Here is a 20,784-nt window from a genome sequence, read left to right on the forward strand (position 1 = left end):
GCTTATCTCCCGTCGTTAAAGCGATCAGCTGCAAAGCGGTCTGAACTTGAGTTCACAGTGCTATTGCGCGATGTGTTTATTTTGTTACGTAAGTCGTTTATATCACTTGAACTTGGTAACGCTACGCGTGTAGCCGTACCTTGTTTTTCCATGATTTTATCAAGTGGTAGGTACATCATATTATTACCACCTTTAACATCTACTAACACCTTAGAACTGCTACCAAGCACTTCTTGCATTGTATCTATGTATAAACGTTCACGGGTTACTCTTTTAGCTGCTTGGTATTCTGGTAATAGTTTCTCAAAACGAGCTACTTCACCTTGCGCTTCTAAAATAATACGTTCGCCATAACCTTCAGCTTCTTGCGTCATACGTGTTACTTGACCACGAGCACGCGGTTCAATTTCACGGGCATACGCTTCTGCTTCACGAATAAAACGCTCTTCATCTTCTTGTGCAGCAATAGCATCATCAAATGCATCTTTTACTTCAGCCGGCGGACGAGAATCTTTAAAGTTCACGTCAGTCACTATTAAACCTAGGTTATAAGGTTCGATGATTTTATTCAGTTCGTCCCATGTGCGTTGTCGCACTTCTTCACGACCACGTGTCAGTACTTGGTCCATTTTTGAATGACCAACAACATAACGTAAAGCACTATCAAGCGCTTGCTGTAAGCTGTGATCAGCATCTGTTACGCTAAACTTGTATAGGTGTGGGTCAATAACACGATATTGTACTTCAAACTCAACGCTTACTACGTTTTCGTCTTCAGTTAGCATAAAGCCTGATGCAGGTAGTGAACGTACCGCTTCAATATCAACTGGAATAACCGTTTCAATAAAGGTCATTTTCCAACGTAGACCTGGATCTGCAATGCGGTCATATTTACCAAACTGTAAAACAATACCACGCTCGGCCTCTTTAACAGTGTAGATACCACTTAATGCCCATACAATTACAGCAATGATAAGCACGAACGAAAGCCCTGCTCCACCAAGTCCGCCGCCATCTTTGCCGGATTTATTACCGCCAAATAAGCCGCCAAACTTACTGCTGAACTTACGCAGCACCTCGTCTAAATCAGGTGGGCCTTGATCACGTCCGCCTTTTTTGTTCCACGGATCTTTGTCATTGCCATTATTACCCGGTTCATTCCAGGCCATAGCTATACTCCATTGTTATCTAAATAATTTAGGTAATTGTGTTAAATCTACCAAATATAAGGCCATTCTCATACTAAAAACGACAATGTGCGGTAGATTTTTACTTTCATAAAATAAATGAGTCGATTTCCGGGCCAAATTCTTTCTTTAATTTGTTCCATTCAACCATTGGCATACGCGTGGTTAATAGCCACTGCCCTTGTTCATCAAAGTCTTCTTCATGCACTGCATTTAAGTTAAATAACGCGGCGCGTAAACGCCCATACTGCGGTGCAAGTTTAAGTGTGTGTGCGAACATTTTCTTCGCTAGTAACTCACTAATGGCTTCTGACAATAACTCACAGCCTGCCCCACTATGTGCAGACAGCCAAACTCTAATTGGCACACCTTCGTCATCACGATCTATACGCGGTGAAACGTCTTCAAGTGCATCAATTTTATTATAAACCAGTAATTGCGGTACTTCATCGGCTTCAATTTCTTTTAACACCGATTGTACCTGTTCTATATTCTCTTTGCGACGCCCATCGGCCACATCAACTACATGCAGCTGTAAATCTGCTTCACGGGTTTCCGTTAATGTCGCTTTGAATGCGGCAACTAAGTCATGGGGTAAATGACGAATAAAGCCAACCGTATCGGCTAATATTACCGAGCCAACATCACCAATTTCGAGCTTACGAAGAGTGGGGTCGAGTGTTGCAAACAACTGATCGGCTGCATAAACATCTGAATTAGTAATACGATTAAATAAAGTCGACTTACCCGCATTGGTATAACCCACTAACGATACCGTTGGTATTTCGTTACGATTACGCGCGCGGCGGCCCTGCTCACGTTGTACAGCTACTTTTTGTAAACGCGCACGAATACTCTGAATACGCACTCGCAGCAGACGTCTATCTGTTTCGAGCTGAGTTTCACCAGGCCCACGTAAACCTATTCCGCCTTTTTGGCGCTCAAGGTGAGTCCAGCCTCGGATCAATCGGGTCGACATATGACGCAGTTGCGCAAGCTCAACTTGCAATTTACCCTCATGGGTACGTGCGCGTTGGGCAAATATGTCTAAAATAAGGGTCGTTCTATCAAGTACACGACATTGACAAACGCGTTCTAAATTGCGCTCTTGTGATGGCCTGAGTTGATGGTTGAAAATGACGACATCTGCATTGTGGATTTTGACAATCTCAGCTATTTCTTCTGCTTTACCGCTACCGACGAATAGTTTCGGATGTGGTGCTTGACGGCTGCCTTGCACAACCGCCAAACTGCTAACACCAGCAGAAGATACTAACATTTCCAGTTCATGAAGATCTTCTCGATCTCCTTCTTGAGGAAAGTCAATATGGACTAAGACTGCCTGTTCGCCGGCTTTATAACGGTCAAACAAGCATTACGCTCCTAATTTAAAAATTTCCAGGTTCAGCCTGCTCTTCACCTTCTTCACTTCCTTGAACACCTTGGAAGTTTACTGCACGAGCAGGAACAACTGTAGAAATTGCATGTTTGTACACCATTTGATTAACGGTGTTTTCTAGTAAAATTACAAATTGGTCAAATGACTGAATCTTACCTTGTAATTTGATGCCATTTACCAAAAAGATTGATACTGGAATACGCTCACGACGTAGCGCATTCAAAAATGGGTCTTGTAACGATTGGCCTTTTGCCATGTTATTATCCTTCGTTCTAGGTGTTATTATAATTAAGTGGCTGAACTCATTTAACAAAGCTAAAAAAACATTCAACTACTACTAGCTTAGCGAACTTACAACACGTTGCAAGTTTTCTTCATCACCCGTAGTTAACCAAGTTACATTGGGCCAGCTTCTCAACCACGTCAATTGACGCTTTGCAAGTTGTCGAGTTGCTGCGATACCGCGAAACACCATTTCATCATAGTCAGTTTCGCCAGCAATGTAATCCCACATTTGTCTATAACCTACACAACGAATAGAAGGTAAGTTTGGGTGTAAATCCTTACGTTGATATAGGGATGAAACTTCTTTTTCAAACCCCTCATCAAGCATTATTTTAAATCTTTGTGCAATACGTTCATGCAAATCAGCCCGATCATCCGGTGCAATAGCAAATTGATGGAACGTATAGGGTAAACTTGGCTGCTTACTTTTTTGCAGCTCCGTCATGGTTTTCCCCGTTAAACGATAAACTTCCAAAGCCCGATTAATACGTTGCGAGTCGTTTTCGCTCATTTTTTCTGCCGCTTGTGGGTCTACTTCTACAAGCTCTTTATAAAGTGCTGGCCAACCACTCTCATTTGCCTGAGCTTCAAGCTCAGCACGCACATTAGGGCAAGCCTCAGGAAGCGGCGATAAACCATCTATCAGTGATTTAAAGTACATCATAGTACCGCCAACTAAAACAGGCACTTTACCTTGTTTATGAAATTGATCAATTTTTTCAATCGCATCACGACGAAAATCTGCCACAGAGTAACTTTGGGCAGGATCAATAATATCAATTAGGTGATGTGGTGCTAATGCCAGCTCTTGTGCATTTGGCTTTGCCGTACCAATGTCCATATTTTTATATACTAAGGCTGAATCGACGCTGATTATTTCGGTATTTAAATGCTGACAAAGCTCAATAGCCAGTGCAGTTTTTCCTGCAGCCGTTGGACCCATTAAAAATATGACCGGTAAATTACTCAACGCGTTAACCCTAATCTAACTGTGATAAATAGTGATGTAAGTCTATTTTAACTGCTTTTGCCCGTAAACGTTGAATTGTTTGCGGATTATTTTTCATTTGTTGTAACTCCCCTGCAAATGCTTGGCTGGCAAAATAGCGCTCGGGTACATTGCACTGCTGCCAATTAAGCCATTCTTCTATGTTATCGAGCTGCTTTTGACTCGCTTCTAGAAGAATATCAATGGCCTGACTTACATCTAATAAATACAGACTATGAGGCAGCTTTTTCACCATCACGAATTGCTTTTCTATATTTAGTTCAAAGCCCAGTAAAGTAAACCACGATTGCTGCTCAGTTAACCTTTGCTGATCCTCTTTACTAATATTTACTCGCACGGGAAGTAATAAAGCTTTTCCTTCAAGGCTTGCTTGTTCAGTAATTTGCTGCTGCCAATAATCGGCTAAAGCATACTTAAAATGAGAGCAATAAAGTTGCTGCTGCTCAGAGAAAACACAGCTACCATCTTCTTGTACTATTAGTGAGGTCGTATTAGTACTGTGCTCAGGCGTTGAAACTGGTGTTTGCTGTACTGGTGGGGCAGCAAAACTATCAAAATGTGCAGCATGTTGCTCACTCACGCCTTGGTAAAATGCATTCACATCATGATGCGAGGTTTTACTTTCTCTTTGCCCAGAGAAGCCACTCGCAGCAGAGCCAGCACGCGATGAACCGCCCGAATAGCCACCTGATTGACTCGGTTGCAAAGGCGTTTTTGGGTAATCGAATACATCAGCTTGCTCGACTGGCGGCGCACTTGCAAAGTGCTCAGTTGGTTGAGCTTGCTGTGATACATGTGGCGCAACAAAATCATCTTGCAAAGGTACAACAACTTGTTTCACGGCTTGTAATATAAAGTCATGCACTAAGCGCCCTTGATGAAAGCGTACTTCATGTTTTGCCGGATGCACATTGACATCCACTTGGCGCGGATCAATATCTATATAAATCACAAAGCCAGGTAACTCTTCTTGCCCTGCGACTTCTTCAAATGCTTGGCGAATGGCATGCAAAATAAGTTTATCGCGCATCATCCTATTATTTACATAGGTGTATTGTGTGGTATTGCTTGAACCCACAGGTAAAACCCAACCGTGTAACTGTAATCCTGTATCGCCCGATTCAATATACAAGCCTTGCTCAGCAAATGCTTTGCCAGCTACTTGCGCTACGCGGGTAATTGCTTGTGTGGGATCGGTTTTGGCACGATATTGGCGCACAACTTTGCCATTGTGAGTTAGCGTTATTGAGACATCAAAGCGACTTAAAGCAATACGCTTTATCAACTCATCGATATGATTGAACTCAGTTTTCTCGGTACGTAAAAACTTACGTCGCGCTGGCGTATTAAAAAATAAATCTTTTACTTCAATGGTGGTGCCATCAGGGTGAGCGGTAGGCTTGACCTGTACCGCCATATCTCGGCCTTCAGCAAACGCTTGCCACGCAGCCTCTTGCTGTTTGGTTTTAGAGCTTAGGGTTAACCGCGATACAGAACTAATCGAAGCCAATGCTTCACCACGAAAGCCCAGTGAACATATATTCTCTAAGTCATCGAGGGATTTTAATTTGCTAGTCGCATGGCGTGACAGTGCCAGTGTTAGCTCATCTTTATTAATACCTGAACCATTGTCACGAATACGAATAAGCTTATGACCACCGCGTTCAATATCTATTTGAATACGATTAGCCCCCGCATCCAAACTGTTCTCTACCAACTCTTTGACAACAGACGCAGGGCGTTCAACCACTTCACCCGCAGCAATTTGGTTAGCTAATCGCGCGGGTAATATTTCAATATTCATGCTCATCCTAACGATGTTAACTTTGCGGGATATCTAGCTCTTGGCCGATAAATAAAGTATTGGATTTGAGTTTATTAACGCGTTTTAACTGCGTTATAGACACCCCATAACGGCTAGCTAATAAACTTAATGACTCACCAGGCCTCACTTTGTGCTTTGTAGGGTATTGTGATTTTAATGATGCAAATAAAGAGTCATCCGGTGGATTTTTTAAATAATAACTCTTAATCGAGGTGAATATTGCTTTTGCTAACTTCTCTTGGTGATTTGCACTTTTAAGTAGTCGCTCTTCACGCGGGTTAGAAATAAACCCCGTTTCAACTAAGATTGATGGAATATCCGGAGACTTCAACACTGCTAAGCTGGCTGCTTGCGGCTCTTTTTTATGTAACTTGGCAACTTTTTTAAGCTCTTGTACCATTTCTTCAGCCACATTAAAGCCAGTCTTCATAGAATGATCCATCGACATGTCAAGCAGCGCTTGGGCGAGGTATTTTTCGCTAGCTGTGTCTTTTATCACACCGGCGGCACCACCAAGTAACTCTGAGTGCTTTTCTTTATCTTCGATCCATTTACCAATTTCAGAATTGGCACGACGTAACGAGAGCACCCACACTGATGCGCCATTAGGGCCTGGGCTGGTAAATGCATCGGCATGAATAGAAACAAAAAAGTCTGCTTTTTTCTCACGGGCTCGACTGGTACGCGTATTGAGATTTACAAAGTAGTCGCTACGACGGATCATGCGCGAAATCATACCGCGCTCAGCATCTATCATGCGCTCTAAACGTTTTGCAATTTGTAGTGTTATGGTTTTTTCATAGGTACCTGATGGCCCAATAGAGCCAGGATCTTCACCACCATGACCGGCATCAATGGCAATCACGATGTCGCGTTGCTTACTCAGCTCACGCTTTTTCACTGCAGCATTACTGCTTTTCGCCACAGGTTTTGCTTGTTCTTTATCGTATAAATCTACCACGAGTCGATTTTTATAAGGACCAGTTGGGGCCAAAGCAAATAATACAGGTTTAACAGCCCCGGTTAACTCAAAAACAAACCGCACACCTTTACTATTTTTAGCTTTGGAGTAACGCAGTTTACTGACAATTTGATGTTTTTTAGGAATGCTAGGCAGGTCTTTAATCTTATTTGTATTTTCTAAATCAACCACGAGACGTAATGGATTCTTCAGCATAAAGTAGCTAAAGTCTGGTTTGTCAGCTAAATCAAAAACAACACGAGTACTATCAGGCGACGGCCACACACGCACACTGTTAATAGTGTTTTGTGCAACAACGCCTTGGCTTATTGCAAATAGCAAACAAGCACACACCCACTTAACGACTACTCGATTCATCTGATCCATTACACCTTTAATTATTATTTTTAATCTCGAGTTAACTGCTCTACAACTACCTTGCCACGTTGACTCACGCTGCAAATTTCGATTTCACGGGCCTCACCAACATAGCGCATAGTAATGTCTAAGTCAGGCACAGGTATAAACTCTCCGCCTTTCTCTGGCCATTCAACAACGCAAATAGCATCATCTGAGAAGTAATCGCGGATACCCATATATTCTAACTCTTCTGGGTCACCCAAACGGTATAAATCAAAGTGATATACATTGGCTTTTGCTAATTCATAAGGTTCGACTAATGTATAAGTTGGACTCTTAACCTTACCTTGATGACCAAACCCTTGCACTATGCCGCGTGTTAATGTGGTTTTTCCGGCACCTAAATCACCATGTAAATAAATAACCGCGCCTTGCTCAGTTAAAGTTGCAAGCTTATTACCCATTGCGACCGTTGCTGCTTCATCAGCGAGTTGAAAACCAACACTCTGGGTCATTATTACCTCATGAAAAACAAATAAATCATTACTGTATTAATCATACCAGATTATTTTTGTATCGCGAATACAGAGCCACTGTTCGTTAGAGCTAAAAAAACCGGCAAAGTTGCCGGTTTTTTAAATTATTAGCTTTATAACTGCTTATAAACCTAATTTCTTCTCAAGATAGTGGATATTAGTCCCACCATTTTGGAAGTTCTCATCTGCCAAGATTTTCTTATGCAGTGGCGTATTGGTTTTAATGCCGTCAATTACTAACTCATTTAATGCATTACGTGCACGAGCAATCGCTACATCACGATTTTCACCGTAAGTAATGAGCTTGCCAATCATTGAGTCATAGTGTGGTGGCACACTATAGTCAGCATAAATATGGCTATCCCAACGAATACCTAAACCACCAGCAGGGTGGAAACGGGTAATTTTACCCGGTGAAGGAATAAACGTTTCAGGATCTTCTGCGTTGATACGACATTCAATAGCGTGACCACGAATAACCACATCATCTTGCGTGAATGACAGCGGTTGACCCGCAGCAATTTTTAACTGCTCTTTAATTAAATCAACGCCACTAACCATTTCAGTTACAGGGTGCTCAACCTGAATACGGGTATTCATTTCAATGAAATAGAACTCGCCGTTTTCATATAAAAACTCAAACGTACCCGCACCACGATAACCGATTTCGATACATGCACGCGTACAGCGTTCACCAATGAATTTACGTACTTCAGCAGTGATACCTGGCGCTGGTGCTTCTTCAACTACTTTTTGGTGACGACGTTGCATTGAACAGTCACGCTCACCTAAGTGAACCGCATTACCTTGGCCATCCGCAAGTACTTGAATTTCGATGTGGCGTGGGTTTTCAAGGAATTTTTCCATGTAAACCATGCTATTACCGAAGAACTGTTTTGCTTCTTGCTGAGTAAGTGCGATTGAATCGATAAGCTCTGATTCATTACGTACAACACGCATACCACGACCGCCGCCGCCGCCAGCCGCTTTGATGATTACCGGGTAACCGATACGCTTAGCAATTTGCATATTGCGTTCTTTGTCATCTGATACCGGACCATCAGAACCTGGAACACACGGTACACCTGCTTTGCGCATAGCGCTGATTGCAGATACTTTATCGCCCATTAAGCGAATGGTATCGCCCTTAGGACCAATAAATACAAAACCACTTTGTTCAACTTGGTCAGCAAAATCTGCATTTTCAGCAAGGAAGCCGTAACCTGGGTGAATAGCAACCGCATCTGTTACTTCAGCTGCCGCAATAATACGCGGAATATCTAAGTAACTTTCAGTTGCTGAAGGTCTACCGATACAGATGGTTTCATCTGCTAATAATACGTGCTTAAGATCGCGATCCGCCGTTGAATGCACAGCAACCGTTTTGATCCCAAGCTCTTTGCAGGCGCGCAATATACGAAGTGCAATTTCACCCCGATTTGCAATGACTACTTTATCTAACATGAGAGTTGGCCTCTAAGGTTGCGCTATTATTCAATGATGAATAAAGGTTGATCAAATTCTACTGGTTCACCATTTTCAACTAAAATAGCTTTCACTGTACCAGCTTTATCTGCTTCAATTTGGTTCATCATTTTCATCGCTTCGATAATACAAAGTGTGTCGCCTACTTTTACTTGCGTGCCCACTTCTACGTATGCCGGCGCTTCAGGAGAAGCTGCTGCATAGAAAGACCCTACCATTGGCGATAATACTTGATGACCTGTTGGTGCTGCTGGCGCTGCTGCTTCAGCGGCTGCAACTGGAGCCGCAGGTGCTGGCGCCGCTGCTGGAGCTGGTGCGTACTGAGGAGCATATTGTGGAGCGTAAGCAGGGCCTGCGCTCATGTTATTACGGTTGATACGTACTGACTCTTCACCTTCAGTGATTTCTAACTCAGCAATACCTGATTCTTCTACTAGTTCAATTAGTTTTTTGATCTTGCGAATATCCATGAACGACCCGCCTTCTAGTTTGTGTGTTTAAAATTAATTTGAGTTTTGCAACCGGTTAACAGCAGCTTCTAACGCTGCGTGATAACCCATTGCACCTAATCCACATATAACGCCTTGCGCCACATCAGAAAAATACGAATGATGGCGAAACGCTTCCCGCGCGTGCACATTGGTTAAATGCACTTCATAAAACGGGATATCAACACTCAGTAATGCATCACGTAAAGCCACGCTTGTATGCGTAAATGCAGCTGGGTTAATAATGATGTAATCAATAGCCTGCCATGCACTGTGTATGTGCTCAATTAAAGCTTGCTCACTATTACTTTGAAAATGCGTTAACTCAACATCTAGACCATGGGCTGCACTGGTTAGTTCGCTCATAATCTCAGCCAGGGTTTGCGAACCATATTTCTCTGGTTCTCGCTTACCAAGCATATTCAAGTTGGGGCCATTTATAACTAAAAGTTTAAATTTTGCAGCCATAATACGCGATAATCCTATAAATAATGAGTTAAGCCGTTTTGATTAGAAATCACACCACAACGTAGGGGATAAAATCTAAAATAGCAAGTATTTCTCACGTTAACCACCTATTATAGCTAGTTCGATGTAAATAGCAGCAAAATACTGGTCTAATGACTATACTATGGCGCAAAGTTGCGAGGATAAAGGCGGGAGCTAAAAATAGCTTATTATAAAAAGTGATTTAGCCACAATTAGATTCATATCTAAATCATATTGTGGCTAACTTTCTTAGTCGCTTATTGGCGAACTTCAGCTAAGTGCTGCGCAAAATCGTCAGCATTTAAAAAACCGGTAACACGCTGAGCTGCTAATTCTTCACCTTGAGTGTTAAAAAACAGAATGCTGGGTAAACCAAATACAGTGTATTCTTCCATAACTTCAATAGTGGTTTCGTCACTCTCTGTCAAATCAATTTTAAGTAACTCAAAGTGAGCAAACTCATCTTGAACGCTCGGCTCTGGAAAGGTGTATTTTTCAAACTCTTTACAAGCAACACACCAATCGGCATACAAATCAACCATTACCATGCGGCCTTCATCGTTTGCTTCATTTATCGCCAGCTTAAGTTCGGCTAAGTTAGCCACTAATTTAAACTTATGGCTTTGCGATTGTTCAGCACTTACCTCAACCGTATTCGCTGTTGGCCAAATATAGTTTTTAGTTAAACTTGCACCAGAAACCACCAATAAGGTTGCTGCAAACCACAATGCCGTTTTGAGCTTGCCTTGGCTTTGGCCGCTTTGCCAATGATGTAAATAAAGCGCCGTTGCCAATGCTAATAAGCCAGCCATTAATAGTATGATGTCAAAATCAACAATACGCTCTAACAGTATCAGCGGCACAACTAGCATAATAAAACCAAATAAGGTTTTAACTTGCTCCATCCAACCACCCGCTTTTGGCAGTAATTTACCGCCAGAAGTACCTAACAGCAATAATGGTATGCCCATTCCAAGACTTAAAACGTAAAGCGTTAAACCACCAACTAAGTAGTCACCACTTTGCGCAACAAATAATAAAGCAGCAGATAATGGTGCTGTAGTACAAGGTGAGGCAATCAAGCCAGACAATACCCCCATCAAAAATACACCAATATAATTGCCGCCTTTTTGATTGTTGCTCACTTGAGTAAGCTTATTCATCATGGAGCTTGGTAATTTGATTTCGTACCAACCAAACATCGACATGGCTAACAACACGAATAATAAACTAAAGCTGATCAAAACATATGGGTGCTGTAAGTAGCCCTGCACTTGCCCACCTAACGATGCAACCACTAAACCCAGTGCCGCATAGGTGACTGCCATACCTTGAATATAAACAAACGATAAAGCAAAAGCTTTTTTTGGTTGATAGGTTTTTTTGACCGGCAATTAAACTCGATAAAATAGGAAACATAGGAAATACACACGGTGTAAAGGCAAGGCCTATTCCTACTAAAAAGAAAATAACTAAATTAGCCAATAAACCTTGTGATGCCAATTTTTCGGTAAAATTTTGTTCTGTTTCTGCTGGCTCACTTTGCTCAGGAGCCGTGTTAGCGGACTTTGTAACCTCACTATTGAGTGCAGCAAATGCACTGGCAGTATCTGTGGTGGTGTTTTGCTCAGGAGTTTGGCCTGCAATCACACTTAATGGAATAGTAATTATTTCTGGTGGATAACATAGTCCTGCTTCGGCGCAGCCTTGGTAACGAACTTTAACGACTCCTTGTTGCGCGACATTACTTAATTTACTTACCACGCTAAATGAGTCGAAGAAAACTTCTGTTTTACCAAAGAACTCATCTTCAATCACCACCCCTTCACCCAGCTCCGGGACTTTGATATCAGCATCTTTAGCAATGATTTCAAGTTTCTTTTTATAAAGGTAATAACCAGGAGCGATATCCCAGCCAATAAATAAAGTGCTGCCTTGCTGATCAAAATCAAAACTAAAGGCTTGATCAACAGGTAAAAACGTTTGTTCAGCAGGCTGTAGTAAATCACTCAATAAATTATTAGACGCAGCCTGTGCTGGCATAAACCACAGCGTACAAAGCAAAAAAACAAAAAAACGCATTAATTAAGTACCTCATCCATCCAATTAAAATAGGCTAAATTGCCCGTTGATACATCGACTACCTGAATTTCGGGAACTTCATAACTATGTAATTGCTTAATAGTTTGGATAACTAGGTTCATTTTTTCTGATTTGGTTTTAATTAAAAGTTTGCACTCTGTTGCCTGCGTTACTTCACCTTCCCACATATAAACCGACTCTACATTAGGGAGAATACTGACACATGCAGCCAGTTTTTGGCTCACCAATTGTTCTGCCATTGCGCGCGCTTCACTTGCATCTGCGCAAGTGGTAAAAACAAGTCGAAAATGAGTCGTCATCATATTGAACCTTTAGTTGTTTGTTCTGCCCAACTCATAGTAGCTGATAGCTAAACTAAAGTGTAGCCATGTGCATGACTGCACTACTATTGAAAAAAGACCTGATAGCCCATATTTATATTTCATCACGATGTTACGTGAGCACTATTTAGAGAGCTTTATGTTTAGATTTTTATTTTTGTTATTTATTCTCGTGCCGATCATTGAAATCGCGCTGCTAATTCAAGTGGCCGATGTTATTGGTGGCTTTGCAACCATTGCACTGGTTATCTTAACCGCCATTTTTGGTGCAAAACTGGTCAGACAGCAAGGCATGGGCGCACTGCAAAATGTGCAAACGCAAATGGCCCAAGGGCAAATGCCAGCCAAAGAATTATTTACCGGATTATGTGTCATTATCGCCGGTATCTTATTACTCACCCCAGGCATTATGACTGACGTATTTGGCTTTTTACTGCTCACCCCGGCTATTCGTAATAAGCTAGCCGCAGGCCTTGCGAGCCAAGCAACTGTTCGTATGAGTGCCGGTATGCAACAAGGCGCATCACCATTTACACAACAGACTCAACAAGAGTCTGAGCCACGAAAAATGAGTGAGCCAACCACGATTGATGGTGAATACGAGAGAAAAGATTAAAATTTTTATTTTTTTCTCTTGGATTTTTCCGCATTACCCCCATTACTGAGTACAACTAATCCACGGCAATTAAATAACACTCTTTAGTTGCCTTGGTACACACAAAACTTTTTTCTGTCCTGTTCAGAAACTGTTAGGAGAACTAAACAAATGAACATTCGTCCTTTACATGATCGCGTGATCGTTAAGCGTCTAGAAGAAGAAACCAAGTCTGCTGGCGGTATTGTATTAACTGGCTCTGCTGCTGAGAAATCAACGCGCGGAGAAGTTGTCGCTGTTGGTAATGGCCGTACTCTAGATAACGGTGATGTGAGAGCATTAGAAGTTAAAGTCGGTGACACTGTGTTATTCGGCTCATATGTTGAAAAAGCTGAAAAGATCGAAGGTGAAGAATACCTGATCATGCGTGAAGACAACATTTTAGGCATTGTAGGCTAAACCTACTTTTCGTTTAACAAACATTTAAGAATTTAGAGGAAAAAATCATGGCAGCAAAAGAAGTACTTTTTGCAAGTGACGCACGCGCTAAAATGCTAACTGGCGTAAATATCCTAGCAAATGCAGTTCGAGTAACGTTAGGGCCAAAAGGCCGGAACGTAGTATTAGACAAATCATTTGGCGCTCCAGTGATCACTAAAGATGGTGTATCAGTGGCCAAAGAGATCGAACTTGAAGACAAGTTTGAAAACATGGGCGCACAAATGGTGAAAGAAGTTGCATCTAAAGCAAATGATGCAGCCGGCGATGGTACAACTACCGCTACTGTTTTAGCACAATCTATCGTTAACGAAGGCTTAAAAGCAGTTGCAGCGGGCATGAACCCAATGGACCTTAAGCGCGGTATTGATAAAGCAATCATCGCCGCTGTTGCTGAGCTTAAAGAACTTTCAGTTCCTTGTGCTGATACCAAAGCGATTGCTCAAGTAGGTACTATTTCAGCTAACTCTGATAAAGAGATTGGCGACATCATTGCAGAAGCGATGGAAAAAGTAGGCCGTAACACAGGTGTTATCACCGTTGAAGAAGGTCAATCACTCGAGAACGAACTTGATGTTGTAGAAGGCATGCAGTTTGACCGTGGTTACCTATCTCCGTATTTCATCAACAACGCTGAAAAAGGCGCAGTTGAACTAGATAACCCATTCATTCTACTTGTAGACAAAAAGTTTCTAACATCCGTGAGTTACTACCTACATTAGAAGCCGTTGCTAAAGCAAGCAAGCCACTACTTATCATTGCTGAAGACCTTGAAGGTGAAGCACTAGCAACACTAGTAGTAAACAACATGCGCGGTATTGTTAAAGTATCAGCTGTTAAAGCACCTGGTTTTGGCGACCGTCGTAAAGCAATGCTACAAGATATCGCTGTATTAACTGGCGGTACTGTTATCTCTGAAGAAATCGGTCTTGAGCTTGAAAAAGCAACAATCGAAGACTTAGGTACAGCTAAACGCGTAGTAATCACTAAAGATGATACAACTATCATCGACGGTGCTGGCGAAGAAGATGGCATCAACGGTCGTGTTTCACAAATCAAAGCACAAATCGAAGAAGCAACGTCTGACTACGACAAAGAGAAACTACAAGAGCGTATGGCAAAACTTGCTGGCGGTGTTGCAGTAATCAAAGTTGGCGCAGCGACTGAAATCGAAATGAAAGAGAAGAAAGACCGCGTTGAAGATGCACTTCATGCAACTCGCGCAGCGGTTGAAGAAGGCGTAGTTCCGGGTGGTGGTGTTGCACTAGTACGTGCTGCTAGCAAACTAGCTGCACTAGTAGGCGACAACGAAGACCAAAGCCACGGTATCAAAGTAGCACTACGTGCTATGGAAGCACCACTTCGTCAAATCGTGACTAACGCAGGTGACGAAGCGTCTGTAGTAATTAACGCAGTTAAAGGCGGCGAAGGTAACTACGGTTACAACGCAGCATCTGGCGAATACAACGACATGCTTGAAATGGGTATCCTAGATCCAACTAAAGTTACGCGCTCTGCACTACAATTTGCAGGTTCGATTGCGGGTCTTATGATCACCACTGAAGCCATGGTTGCTGAAATCCCAAAAGATGAGCCAGCTGGTGCCCCTGATATGGGTGGCATGGGCGGTATGGGTGGCATGGGCGGAATGATGTAATCCTCCCCCTAACCTAGCTCAATTAAAAACCCAGCTTCGGCTGGGTTTTTTAGCATTATAGGCAAAGATAAAATAGCGGATATAACTTACAAATAAAATGACTCCAGCGTAGAGCAGTCTTTGAACTGCGTAGCAAGCCAAACCCAGAGTTAATTTTATTTATACAACATTGTTAAGGATAGTAAGATGAATAAAAAACCTGAACTAATCATTTCATCACTCGATGCTGATAGATTATATGATTTAATGGAATCATTACCAGCTGGCAGCTTCGCTGGTGAAAAAAGAACTTGAAGCTGAACTAGGCCGTGCCACAATCGTTGAACCAAAAGATATGCCATCAACGGTTGTTACTATGAATTCGACAGTAAACTTTATCGTTGAATCGACTCAAGAAGAATTCACCAAGACCTTAGTGTATCCAAAAAATGCTGATGCGAATGACGATAAGATATCAATTTTAGCGCCAGTAGGAAGTGCTCTACTTGGTTTGTCACAAGGCGATGAAATTGAGTGGCCCAAGCCTAGTGGCGGAGTGATCAAAGTAAAAATAAAAGCAGTAACCTATCAACCAGAAAGAGTTGGCGAGTTACATCGCTAATAGTTAGTGTCATTAAAAACCCAGCTTCGGCTGGGGTTTTACGTATTATAGCTTTCAGTTTTTAGCTGGCAGCTATCAGAAACTGACGGCTTTAGTTTACCAACTCCCTAACTATCGTAAACAGATCACTAGGCAACATACCTCGTTCGCCGTCGCGCTGTGCGGCTATATCTCCGGCTTTTGCATGCAAGGTCACACCAAAACACGCAGCTTGCTCAGTTGTTAACCCTTGTGCGATAAGACCAGCAATAATGCCAGTGAGTACATCACCGCTGCCACCTACAGCTAACGCAGGGTTGCCATCAGTGCATACCCACGCTTTAGTGCCATCTGCGATAATACTACCCGCCCCCTTGAGTACACAAGTCGTTGAATATGTCTCTGCCAATTTGTGTGCACTGTGATAACGGTTTGACTCAATTTCACTAATAGTGCACTTAAGTAGCCGTGCGGCTTCGCCTGAGTGCGGTGTGAATACCGTGTTTTTCAGTGCAGTAGGCGATGATTGCTGAGCAATAAGGTTTAATGCGTCGGCGTCGACAACCATTGCTTTATTATGGGCAACACAGTGTTGAATAACCGTTTCAAAGGTGGATTTAGCCCATGAATCTTGGCCAAGCCCTGGACCAATCGCTATACATGTTGCCCACTCTAATGCTGCGTCAAGCTCGGTGGTAGTCACCATCAACTCAGGGCGACCCATACTGATAGCCAATGCAGAATCTGGGTGAGTATACACCTTAACCATACCTGCACCTGTACGAAGCGCAGCCTCGCTGGTTAATCTTATTGCACCGGCAGTGCCCGCATTTCCACCAACACACAGTAACTTGCCATGGCTGCCTTTGTGGCTGTTGTTTTGTCGCTTAGTTAAGCCTTGAGTGGTGCCATAATTAATAAGCTCTGCACTGGGTGTGGCCAACTGGATAAACGCCTGCCCAACGCCTAAATCTGCAAATTCACATTTACCTGTATATGCTCTGCCCTCGCCCGTCACTAAGCCTTGCTTTACCCCAACAAAAGTAACGCTAAGCTTGGCTTTAATAGCAATACCTTGTACAGCGCCCGTATCAGCATCAATGCCCGAAGGTAAATCAATCGCAATAATTGGCGCAGGGCTATCGTTGGCCGTTTTTATTAGCTTAGTAAATGGCTCTCGCACCTCACTTTTAAGGCCTGTGCCCAGCAGACCATCAATAACAATGTCAGCAGTTTTTATTGTTAACGGGTCATAAGTTGATATTTCGCCACCAATAGCCAACCATGCTTTTTGCGCTGTTAGCGCATCACCTGTTAAAGGCTTATCTGGTAGTGCAGGAATCACAGTAACCTGTTTACCTGCTTGCTTTGCAAGGCTTGCAACAATATAGCCATCACCAGCATTATTGCCGACGCCAACTAAAATGACATAATTTTGTGCATGTGAGTAATGTTTAATTACCTGCTCAAACACTGCCTTCCCTGCACGCTCCATCAGCGTATACATAGACACAGCGCTTTGCTCTGCTGCACTAGGTTCGTGAGTGCGTACTTGCTCGGCACTAAATACACATTGAGATAAGTTTGCTGGCATGCTGAACCTTAATGATGTTTTTTACCAGCATATAAGTGGTGGCAATCGCAGTCAAATGGTTGGTAAAATCAGCCTTTTATCCTCTGATGGATTGCTGTTATGTGATAAAGCAACCATACACACTTATTAATCCGTAAGGTTAGCCAATGCCCAATATCAAACAACACATAGGAAGCGTTGCGTTAGTGGTCGAAAACTACGATGACGCCATCGCATTTTATACTCAAAAACTGGGGTTCGATTTAATTGAAGATACTAACCTTGGCAATGGTAAACGTTGGGTACTCATCGCTCCACCTAATTCTAATGGCACTAACTTACTGCTTGCACAAGCAAGTACGCCACAGCAATTAGACTCTGTAGGCAATCAATCTGGCGGTCGTGTATTTTTATTTTTGCACACCAATAACTTTTGGCGTGATTATAAAGTGATGCAACAACAAGGTGTTAAATTTAACGAACAACCCCGTGAAGAAGCCTACGGCACTGTGGTGGTATTTGAAGATTTATACGGCAATAAATGGGATCTCCTGCAATTGGCTTAAAAATTAGTTATAGCGATAAATCACAGCCTACATGACGGTAATAGCATCTATTGACTTGATATTGTTCAATTAACCCTCATTACTTTTATATTAGTAACCATATTGAAAACAAATGGATTTATTAGACAGGGTTGGCCTTGACACATTACTACTACATTGGTTTGTAGTTACCTTACTGTTACTTATTATAGTGTGGGCCATGATTAAAGTGCTGGCCTCGGGTAAGACTATGTCTCGGGGTGCATTTTTATTTTTATCGTTCTTCCCGCTGATTTCGTTATTCCCTATTCCGCCCCCGCAATTTGAGAATGTGCAAAAAGCCAAACAAGAGCAACGTAAGCGTAAAGAAGACTCGGGCGACCCTCCTGATGATGAAACCATAGAATAATAAAAGTAGACTTAAATAATGCAACAAACTAACACCGAGAAACTATTAATCAGCGCAGGGGCCATCGCATTTGCCGCGGCTGTTTGGCATTTACTCTGTATTGGGGGTGGGCCAAGCTGGTATGCCTTTGCTAGGGCACCACACGCTTTAATTGAGTCAGCTCAGCAAGGCACATACCTTGCGCCTGTTGCCACGATTATAGTTGCAGGGCTTATGTTTACCTGTAGTGCCTACGCATTCTGTGCTGCGGGCTTAATACGAAAAATGCCTTTAACCACAGCGGCTTTATCAATCATCGCTTTGATATGCGTAGCCCGTGCTTTAATTGCAGTCCCTTTACTCATTCGCTCAACGGAACTTGATATTTGGCAATTAGTAGCCAGCTCGGTTTGGCTATACGCTGGTATTTGCTTTTTGATAGGCGCTAAACCCTACTGGCAAGATTACCACCGACACTAAGAACACTTAATTCAAACTAACTTTACTCTCACGAACTTTACTCTCACGAACTTTACCCTCGCTAACTTTACCCTCGCTAACTTTACCCTCGCTAACTTTACCCTCGCTAACTTTACCCTCGCTAACTTTACTCTCACTTACTTACAAAAAACGGCGCATAACTTACGTTATGCGCCGTGTTTAAGAACAAACTTAGCTTATTCTGTATCTGGTAAGTTACGGCCGTAGAAAATCTCTTGCATCTCACGGGTTAACTTCGAACGAATTTCTTCTTCTTCGTCGTCAGATAAATCATCAGTAGAAACACCAAATAAATAAGTATTTAAATCGGTCTCTTTTAGCATCATCTTAGTGTGGAACAAGTTTTCTTGATACACGTTCACGTCCATCATCTGGTACGCTTCCTTGGTATCTTCAGTCATATAATTCTGAATCGAATTAATCGCATGATCGATATAGTGTTTCACACCATCTACGTCACGGGTAAAACCACGTACGCGGTAGTCGATTGTCACAACGTCTGAATCCAAGCTGTGAATTAAGAAGTTCAACGCTTTTAGTGGCGAGATAATGCCACACGTTGATACTTCGATATCGGCACGAAATGTACAAATACCATCATCAGGATGCGCTTCAGGGTACGTGTGTACGCAGATGTGGCTTTTGTCTAAATGGGCAACCACTGCATCTGGTAACGGACCAGGCGCTTCATCAACATCGTAAGTCTGTTGTTGTTCAATTGGCTCTTCAGATACCAAAATCGTTACGCTGGCACCTTGCGGCTCATAATCTTGGCGAGATACATTTAAAATATTTGCGCCGATGATATCAACCACTTCACCTAAAATATCGGTTAGTCGATCAGCGTTGTACTGCTCGTCGATATATTCAATATATTCTTTACGCTGCTGTTCGGTCTTTGCGTAGCAAATATCGTAAATACTAAAGCTTAAACTTTTGGTTAAGTTATTAAAGCCATGTAGTTTAATTTTATCGAAGGGGTTGTTCATGATAAACCAACCTATAAACTAGTGAGATCTGCCACAGCAGAATGAAAGTTCGCGGATTTTATACGAATTTCACCGCAGGAAAAAGCGTTATTTTACCTGTTCTTGTACAACTTCGTGGCTGTGGGTAATTTCTACCGTTTTATCAAGCATTAATGCGACTGAACAATACTTTTCGGCAGACAGTTGCACCGCACGTGAAAGGTGCTTTTCAGAAACATTATTGCCTGTTACAACAAAGTGTAAGTTAATCTTGGTGAATACACGAGGAGCTGATTCCGCTCGTTCTGAGCTTAGCTGTACTTGAACGTCAGAGAAATTTTGTTTAGCTTTTTTAAGAATGCTGACCACATCAACTGATGAGCAACAGCCAACAGACATTAATACCATTTCCATAGGGCTTGGTGCAGCGCTATCACTGCCAGCATCAAATACTACATTATGACCGGAATTAGAACGACCAATAAACGTATCGCCTTCAACCCATTTTACATTCGCTTGCATTTTTCTACTCTAAAAAATTGTTTTATTTATTGTATGCAAGTCACGCTCAGATGCAATTAAAAGCGATATTCAACGTAATTATGCACCTTCTGCTACAGCACAATCAAACAGGTTTTTAACTAAACCGGCAAACTCATCAATAAATGCATGTTGCTCAATAGTCACTTGTTTACTGGTAACACTACTTAGCACTTCTTGCAAGTCATACACAATACCATCTACTTCACGCACTATCATGCCGCGCTGCTCAGTTGAAAGCTCTGTATGTTGCTGGCATAACAGCATGACATTTTCTGCGATATCGTCCTCAATTAATTCCATAACAGTAGGAGCGCCAGGTTTTATTTCGCCGGGCTTCTCAAATAACGCTAAATTTTGAGTGAGATACATGATGAGATCATCATACCCTTGCCTATCTAAAACCATAATTAAAACACCTACAATAAAATTATCACGACTATATGATTTAAGCAGAAAGCGCTTTTAATTGCTACCTTTGAACATTAAGCA

21 protein-coding genes and 3 pseudogenes are annotated in these 20,784 nt (G+C 42.2%); 8 read left to right on the forward strand and 16 right to left on the reverse strand.

All coding sequences use genetic code 11. From position 1 onward, the window contains the following. Positions 1-2: 2 nt before the first annotated feature. From hflK to cutA, 12 genes and pseudogenes are all read right to left on the reverse strand, one after another. Positions 3-1,169, reverse strand: a complete 1,167-nt coding sequence (hflK, locus tag ACU8V8_RS14835; RefSeq protein ID WP_446888003.1) for an FtsH protease activity modulator HflK — start codon at positions 1,167-1,169, stop codon at positions 3-5. 106 nt (positions 1,170-1,275) lie between these two features. After that, the gene (hflX, locus tag ACU8V8_RS14840; protein WP_421961182.1) at positions 1,276-2,559 is read right to left on the reverse strand and encodes a ribosome rescue GTPase HflX; all 1,284 of its coding nucleotides are present in this window, start codon (positions 2,557-2,559) and stop codon (positions 1,276-1,278) included. A 16-nt stretch (positions 2,560-2,575) separates the two neighbouring features. After that, on the reverse strand, positions 2,576-2,842 hold the full coding sequence (gene hfq, locus ACU8V8_RS14845) for an RNA chaperone Hfq (protein WP_087532705.1): 267 nt from the start codon (positions 2,840-2,842) through the stop codon (positions 2,576-2,578). 81 nt (positions 2,843-2,923) lie between these two features. Beyond that, complete coding sequence (miaA, locus tag ACU8V8_RS14850; RefSeq protein ID WP_446889653.1) at positions 2,924-3,814, reverse strand: tRNA (adenosine(37)-N6)-dimethylallyltransferase MiaA; 891 nt, start codon at positions 3,812-3,814, stop codon at positions 2,924-2,926. Positions 3,815-3,851: 37 nt separating this feature from the next. Continuing rightward, on the reverse strand, positions 3,852-5,684 hold the full coding sequence (mutL, locus tag ACU8V8_RS14855; RefSeq protein WP_446888004.1) for a DNA mismatch repair endonuclease MutL: 1,833 nt from the start codon (positions 5,682-5,684) through the stop codon (positions 3,852-3,854). A gap of 16 nt (positions 5,685-5,700) precedes the next feature. Continuing rightward, positions 5,701-7,044, reverse strand: coding sequence for an N-acetylmuramoyl-L-alanine amidase (locus ACU8V8_RS14860; RefSeq protein ID WP_446889654.1), 1,344 nt, complete (start codon positions 7,042-7,044; stop codon positions 5,701-5,703). A gap of 29 nt (positions 7,045-7,073) precedes the next feature. Next, complete coding sequence (tsaE, locus tag ACU8V8_RS14865; RefSeq protein WP_446888005.1) at positions 7,074-7,541, reverse strand: tRNA (adenosine(37)-N6)-threonylcarbamoyltransferase complex ATPase subunit type 1 TsaE; 468 nt, start codon at positions 7,539-7,541, stop codon at positions 7,074-7,076. Positions 7,542-7,685: 144 nt separating this feature from the next. Then, a complete protein-coding gene (gene accC, locus ACU8V8_RS14870; RefSeq protein ID WP_087532710.1) occupies positions 7,686-9,026 on the reverse strand; it encodes an acetyl-CoA carboxylase biotin carboxylase subunit in 1,341 nt (446 codons plus the stop codon). Between the two features lie 26 nt (positions 9,027-9,052). Further along, positions 9,053-9,517: an acetyl-CoA carboxylase biotin carboxyl carrier protein gene (gene accB / locus ACU8V8_RS14875; protein ID WP_087532711.1), complete on the reverse strand. Its 465-nt coding sequence runs from the start codon at positions 9,515-9,517 to the stop codon at positions 9,053-9,055. Positions 9,518-9,550: 33 nt separating this feature from the next. Continuing rightward, entirely contained in the window at positions 9,551-10,003 is a 453-nt protein-coding gene (gene aroQ, locus ACU8V8_RS14880) for a type II 3-dehydroquinate dehydratase (protein WP_446888006.1), read from the reverse strand. A 278-nt stretch (positions 10,004-10,281) separates the two neighbouring features. Next, positions 10,282-12,106: pseudogene (locus ACU8V8_RS14885) on the reverse strand (protein-disulfide reductase DsbD). Continuing rightward, positions 12,106-12,426 carry a divalent-cation tolerance protein CutA gene (cutA, locus tag ACU8V8_RS14890; protein WP_446889655.1) on the reverse strand — a complete coding sequence of 107 codons (321 nt, stop codon included), beginning with the start codon at positions 12,424-12,426 and terminating at the stop codon, positions 12,106-12,108. The pseudogene ACU8V8_RS14885 and the gene cutA overlap by 1 nt, the downstream one beginning before the upstream one ends. 160 nt (positions 12,427-12,586) lie before the next feature. On the opposite strand from cutA, the gene ACU8V8_RS14895 reads away from it, so the two are divergent. The 4 genes and pseudogenes from ACU8V8_RS14895 to rnk all read left to right on the forward strand — a co-directional run bounded on the left by ACU8V8_RS14895 (position 12,587) and on the right by rnk (position 15,798). After that, positions 12,587-13,063, forward strand: coding sequence for an FxsA family protein (locus tag ACU8V8_RS14895; RefSeq protein WP_446888007.1), 477 nt, complete (start codon positions 12,587-12,589; stop codon positions 13,061-13,063). 150 nt (positions 13,064-13,213) lie between these two features. Beyond that, the gene (locus ACU8V8_RS14900; RefSeq protein ID WP_087532715.1) at positions 13,214-13,501 is read left to right on the forward strand and encodes a co-chaperone GroES; all 288 of its coding nucleotides are present in this window, start codon (positions 13,214-13,216) and stop codon (positions 13,499-13,501) included. 47 nt (positions 13,502-13,548) lie between these two features. Further along, a pseudogene (gene groL / locus ACU8V8_RS14905) lies at positions 13,549-15,197 on the forward strand (chaperonin GroEL). Positions 15,198-15,383: 186 nt separating this feature from the next. Next, positions 15,384-15,798: pseudogene (gene rnk / locus ACU8V8_RS14910) on the forward strand (nucleoside diphosphate kinase regulator). Between the two features lie 91 nt (positions 15,799-15,889). Here rnk and ACU8V8_RS14915 read toward each other — a convergent pair. After that, positions 15,890-17,371, reverse strand: a complete 1,482-nt coding sequence (locus tag ACU8V8_RS14915) for an NAD(P)H-hydrate dehydratase (protein ID WP_446888008.1) — start codon at positions 17,369-17,371, stop codon at positions 15,890-15,892. A 146-nt stretch (positions 17,372-17,517) separates the two neighbouring features. On the opposite strand from ACU8V8_RS14915, the gene ACU8V8_RS14920 reads away from it, so the two are divergent. The 4 genes from ACU8V8_RS14920 to ACU8V8_RS14935 all read left to right on the forward strand — a co-directional run bounded on the left by ACU8V8_RS14920 (position 17,518) and on the right by ACU8V8_RS14935 (position 18,991). Beyond that, on the forward strand, positions 17,518-17,916 hold the full coding sequence (locus ACU8V8_RS14920) for a VOC family protein (protein WP_446888009.1): 399 nt from the start codon (positions 17,518-17,520) through the stop codon (positions 17,914-17,916). Positions 17,917-18,028: 112 nt separating this feature from the next. Then, positions 18,029-18,304, forward strand: a complete 276-nt coding sequence (locus ACU8V8_RS14925; RefSeq protein WP_446888010.1) for a hypothetical protein — start codon at positions 18,029-18,031, stop codon at positions 18,302-18,304. An 18-nt stretch (positions 18,305-18,322) separates the two neighbouring features. After that, positions 18,323-18,763: a hypothetical protein gene (locus tag ACU8V8_RS14930; RefSeq protein ID WP_446888011.1), complete on the forward strand. Its 441-nt coding sequence runs from the start codon at positions 18,323-18,325 to the stop codon at positions 18,761-18,763. A gap of 9 nt (positions 18,764-18,772) precedes the next feature. Further along, positions 18,773-18,991, forward strand: a complete 219-nt coding sequence (locus tag ACU8V8_RS14935) for a pentapeptide repeat-containing protein (RefSeq protein WP_446889656.1) — start codon at positions 18,773-18,775, stop codon at positions 18,989-18,991. On the opposite strand, the gene speD is transcribed toward ACU8V8_RS14935, so the two are convergent. The 3 genes from speD to ACU8V8_RS14950 all read right to left on the reverse strand — a co-directional run bounded on the left by speD (position 18,961) and on the right by ACU8V8_RS14950 (position 20,700). Continuing rightward, positions 18,961-19,773: an adenosylmethionine decarboxylase gene (gene speD, locus ACU8V8_RS14940; RefSeq protein WP_446888012.1), complete on the reverse strand. Its 813-nt coding sequence runs from the start codon at positions 19,771-19,773 to the stop codon at positions 18,961-18,963. The genes ACU8V8_RS14935 and speD overlap by 31 nt on opposite strands. Positions 19,774-19,860: 87 nt before the next feature. Next, positions 19,861-20,274 (reverse strand): OsmC family protein, encoded by a 414-nt coding sequence (locus ACU8V8_RS14945; RefSeq protein ID WP_087532732.1) that lies wholly within the window; start codon positions 20,272-20,274, stop codon positions 19,861-19,863. 78 nt (positions 20,275-20,352) lie between these two features. Next, positions 20,353-20,700: a DUF3802 family protein gene (locus tag ACU8V8_RS14950; RefSeq protein ID WP_087532733.1), complete on the reverse strand. Its 348-nt coding sequence runs from the start codon at positions 20,698-20,700 to the stop codon at positions 20,353-20,355. Positions 20,701-20,784 lie beyond the last annotated feature (84 nt).

The sequence above is a fragment of the Pseudoalteromonas sp. SaAl2 genome, from assembly GCF_052947895.1.

Bases quoted from the DNA above. Each gene is read 5' to 3' on its own strand.
- hflK (WP_446888003.1), bottom strand. From the start codon at position 1,169: ATGGCCTGGAATGAACCGGGTAATAATGGCAATGACAAAGATCCGTGG.
- hfq (WP_087532705.1), bottom strand. From the start codon at position 2,842: ATGGCAAAAGGCCAATCGTTACAAGACCCATTTTTGAATGCGCTACGT.
- miaA (WP_446889653.1), bottom strand. From the start codon at position 3,814: ATGGGTCCAACGGCTGCAGGAAAAACTGCACTGGCTATTGAGCTTTGT.
- mutL (WP_446888004.1), bottom strand. From the start codon at position 5,684: ATGAATATTGAAATATTACCCGCGCGATTAGCTAACCAAATTGCTGCG.
- ACU8V8_RS14860 (WP_446889654.1), bottom strand. From the start codon at position 7,044: ATGAATCGAGTAGTCGTTAAGTGGGTGTGTGCTTGTTTGCTATTTGCA.
- tsaE (WP_446888005.1), bottom strand. From the start codon at position 7,541: ATGACCCAGAGTGTTGGTTTTCAACTCGCTGATGAAGCAGCAACGGTC.
- accC (WP_087532710.1), bottom strand. From the start codon at position 9,026: ATGTTAGATAAAGTAGTCATTGCAAATCGGGGTGAAATTGCACTTCGT.
- accB (WP_087532711.1), bottom strand. From the start codon at position 9,517: ATGGATATTCGCAAGATCAAAAAACTAATTGAACTAGTAGAAGAATCA.
- aroQ (WP_446888006.1), bottom strand. From the start codon at position 10,003: ATGGCTGCAAAATTTAAACTTTTAGTTATAAATGGCCCCAACTTGAAT.
- cutA (WP_446889655.1), bottom strand. From the start codon at position 12,426: ATGACGACTCATTTTCGACTTGTTTTTACCACTTGCGCAGATGCAAGT.
- ACU8V8_RS14895 (WP_446888007.1), top strand. From the start codon at position 12,587: ATGTTTAGATTTTTATTTTTGTTATTTATTCTCGTGCCGATCATTGAA.
- ACU8V8_RS14900 (WP_087532715.1), top strand. From the start codon at position 13,214: ATGAACATTCGTCCTTTACATGATCGCGTGATCGTTAAGCGTCTAGAA.
- ACU8V8_RS14915 (WP_446888008.1), bottom strand. From the start codon at position 17,371: ATGCCAGCAAACTTATCTCAATGTGTATTTAGTGCCGAGCAAGTACGC.
- ACU8V8_RS14920 (WP_446888009.1), top strand. From the start codon at position 17,518: ATGCCCAATATCAAACAACACATAGGAAGCGTTGCGTTAGTGGTCGAA.
- ACU8V8_RS14925 (WP_446888010.1), top strand. From the start codon at position 18,029: ATGGATTTATTAGACAGGGTTGGCCTTGACACATTACTACTACATTGG.
- ACU8V8_RS14930 (WP_446888011.1), top strand. From the start codon at position 18,323: ATGCAACAAACTAACACCGAGAAACTATTAATCAGCGCAGGGGCCATC.
- speD (WP_446888012.1), bottom strand. From the start codon at position 19,773: ATGAACAACCCCTTCGATAAAATTAAACTACATGGCTTTAATAACTTA.
- ACU8V8_RS14945 (WP_087532732.1), bottom strand. From the start codon at position 20,274: ATGCAAGCGAATGTAAAATGGGTTGAAGGCGATACGTTTATTGGTCGT.
- ACU8V8_RS14950 (WP_087532733.1), bottom strand. From the start codon at position 20,700: ATGGTTTTAGATAGGCAAGGGTATGATGATCTCATCATGTATCTCACT.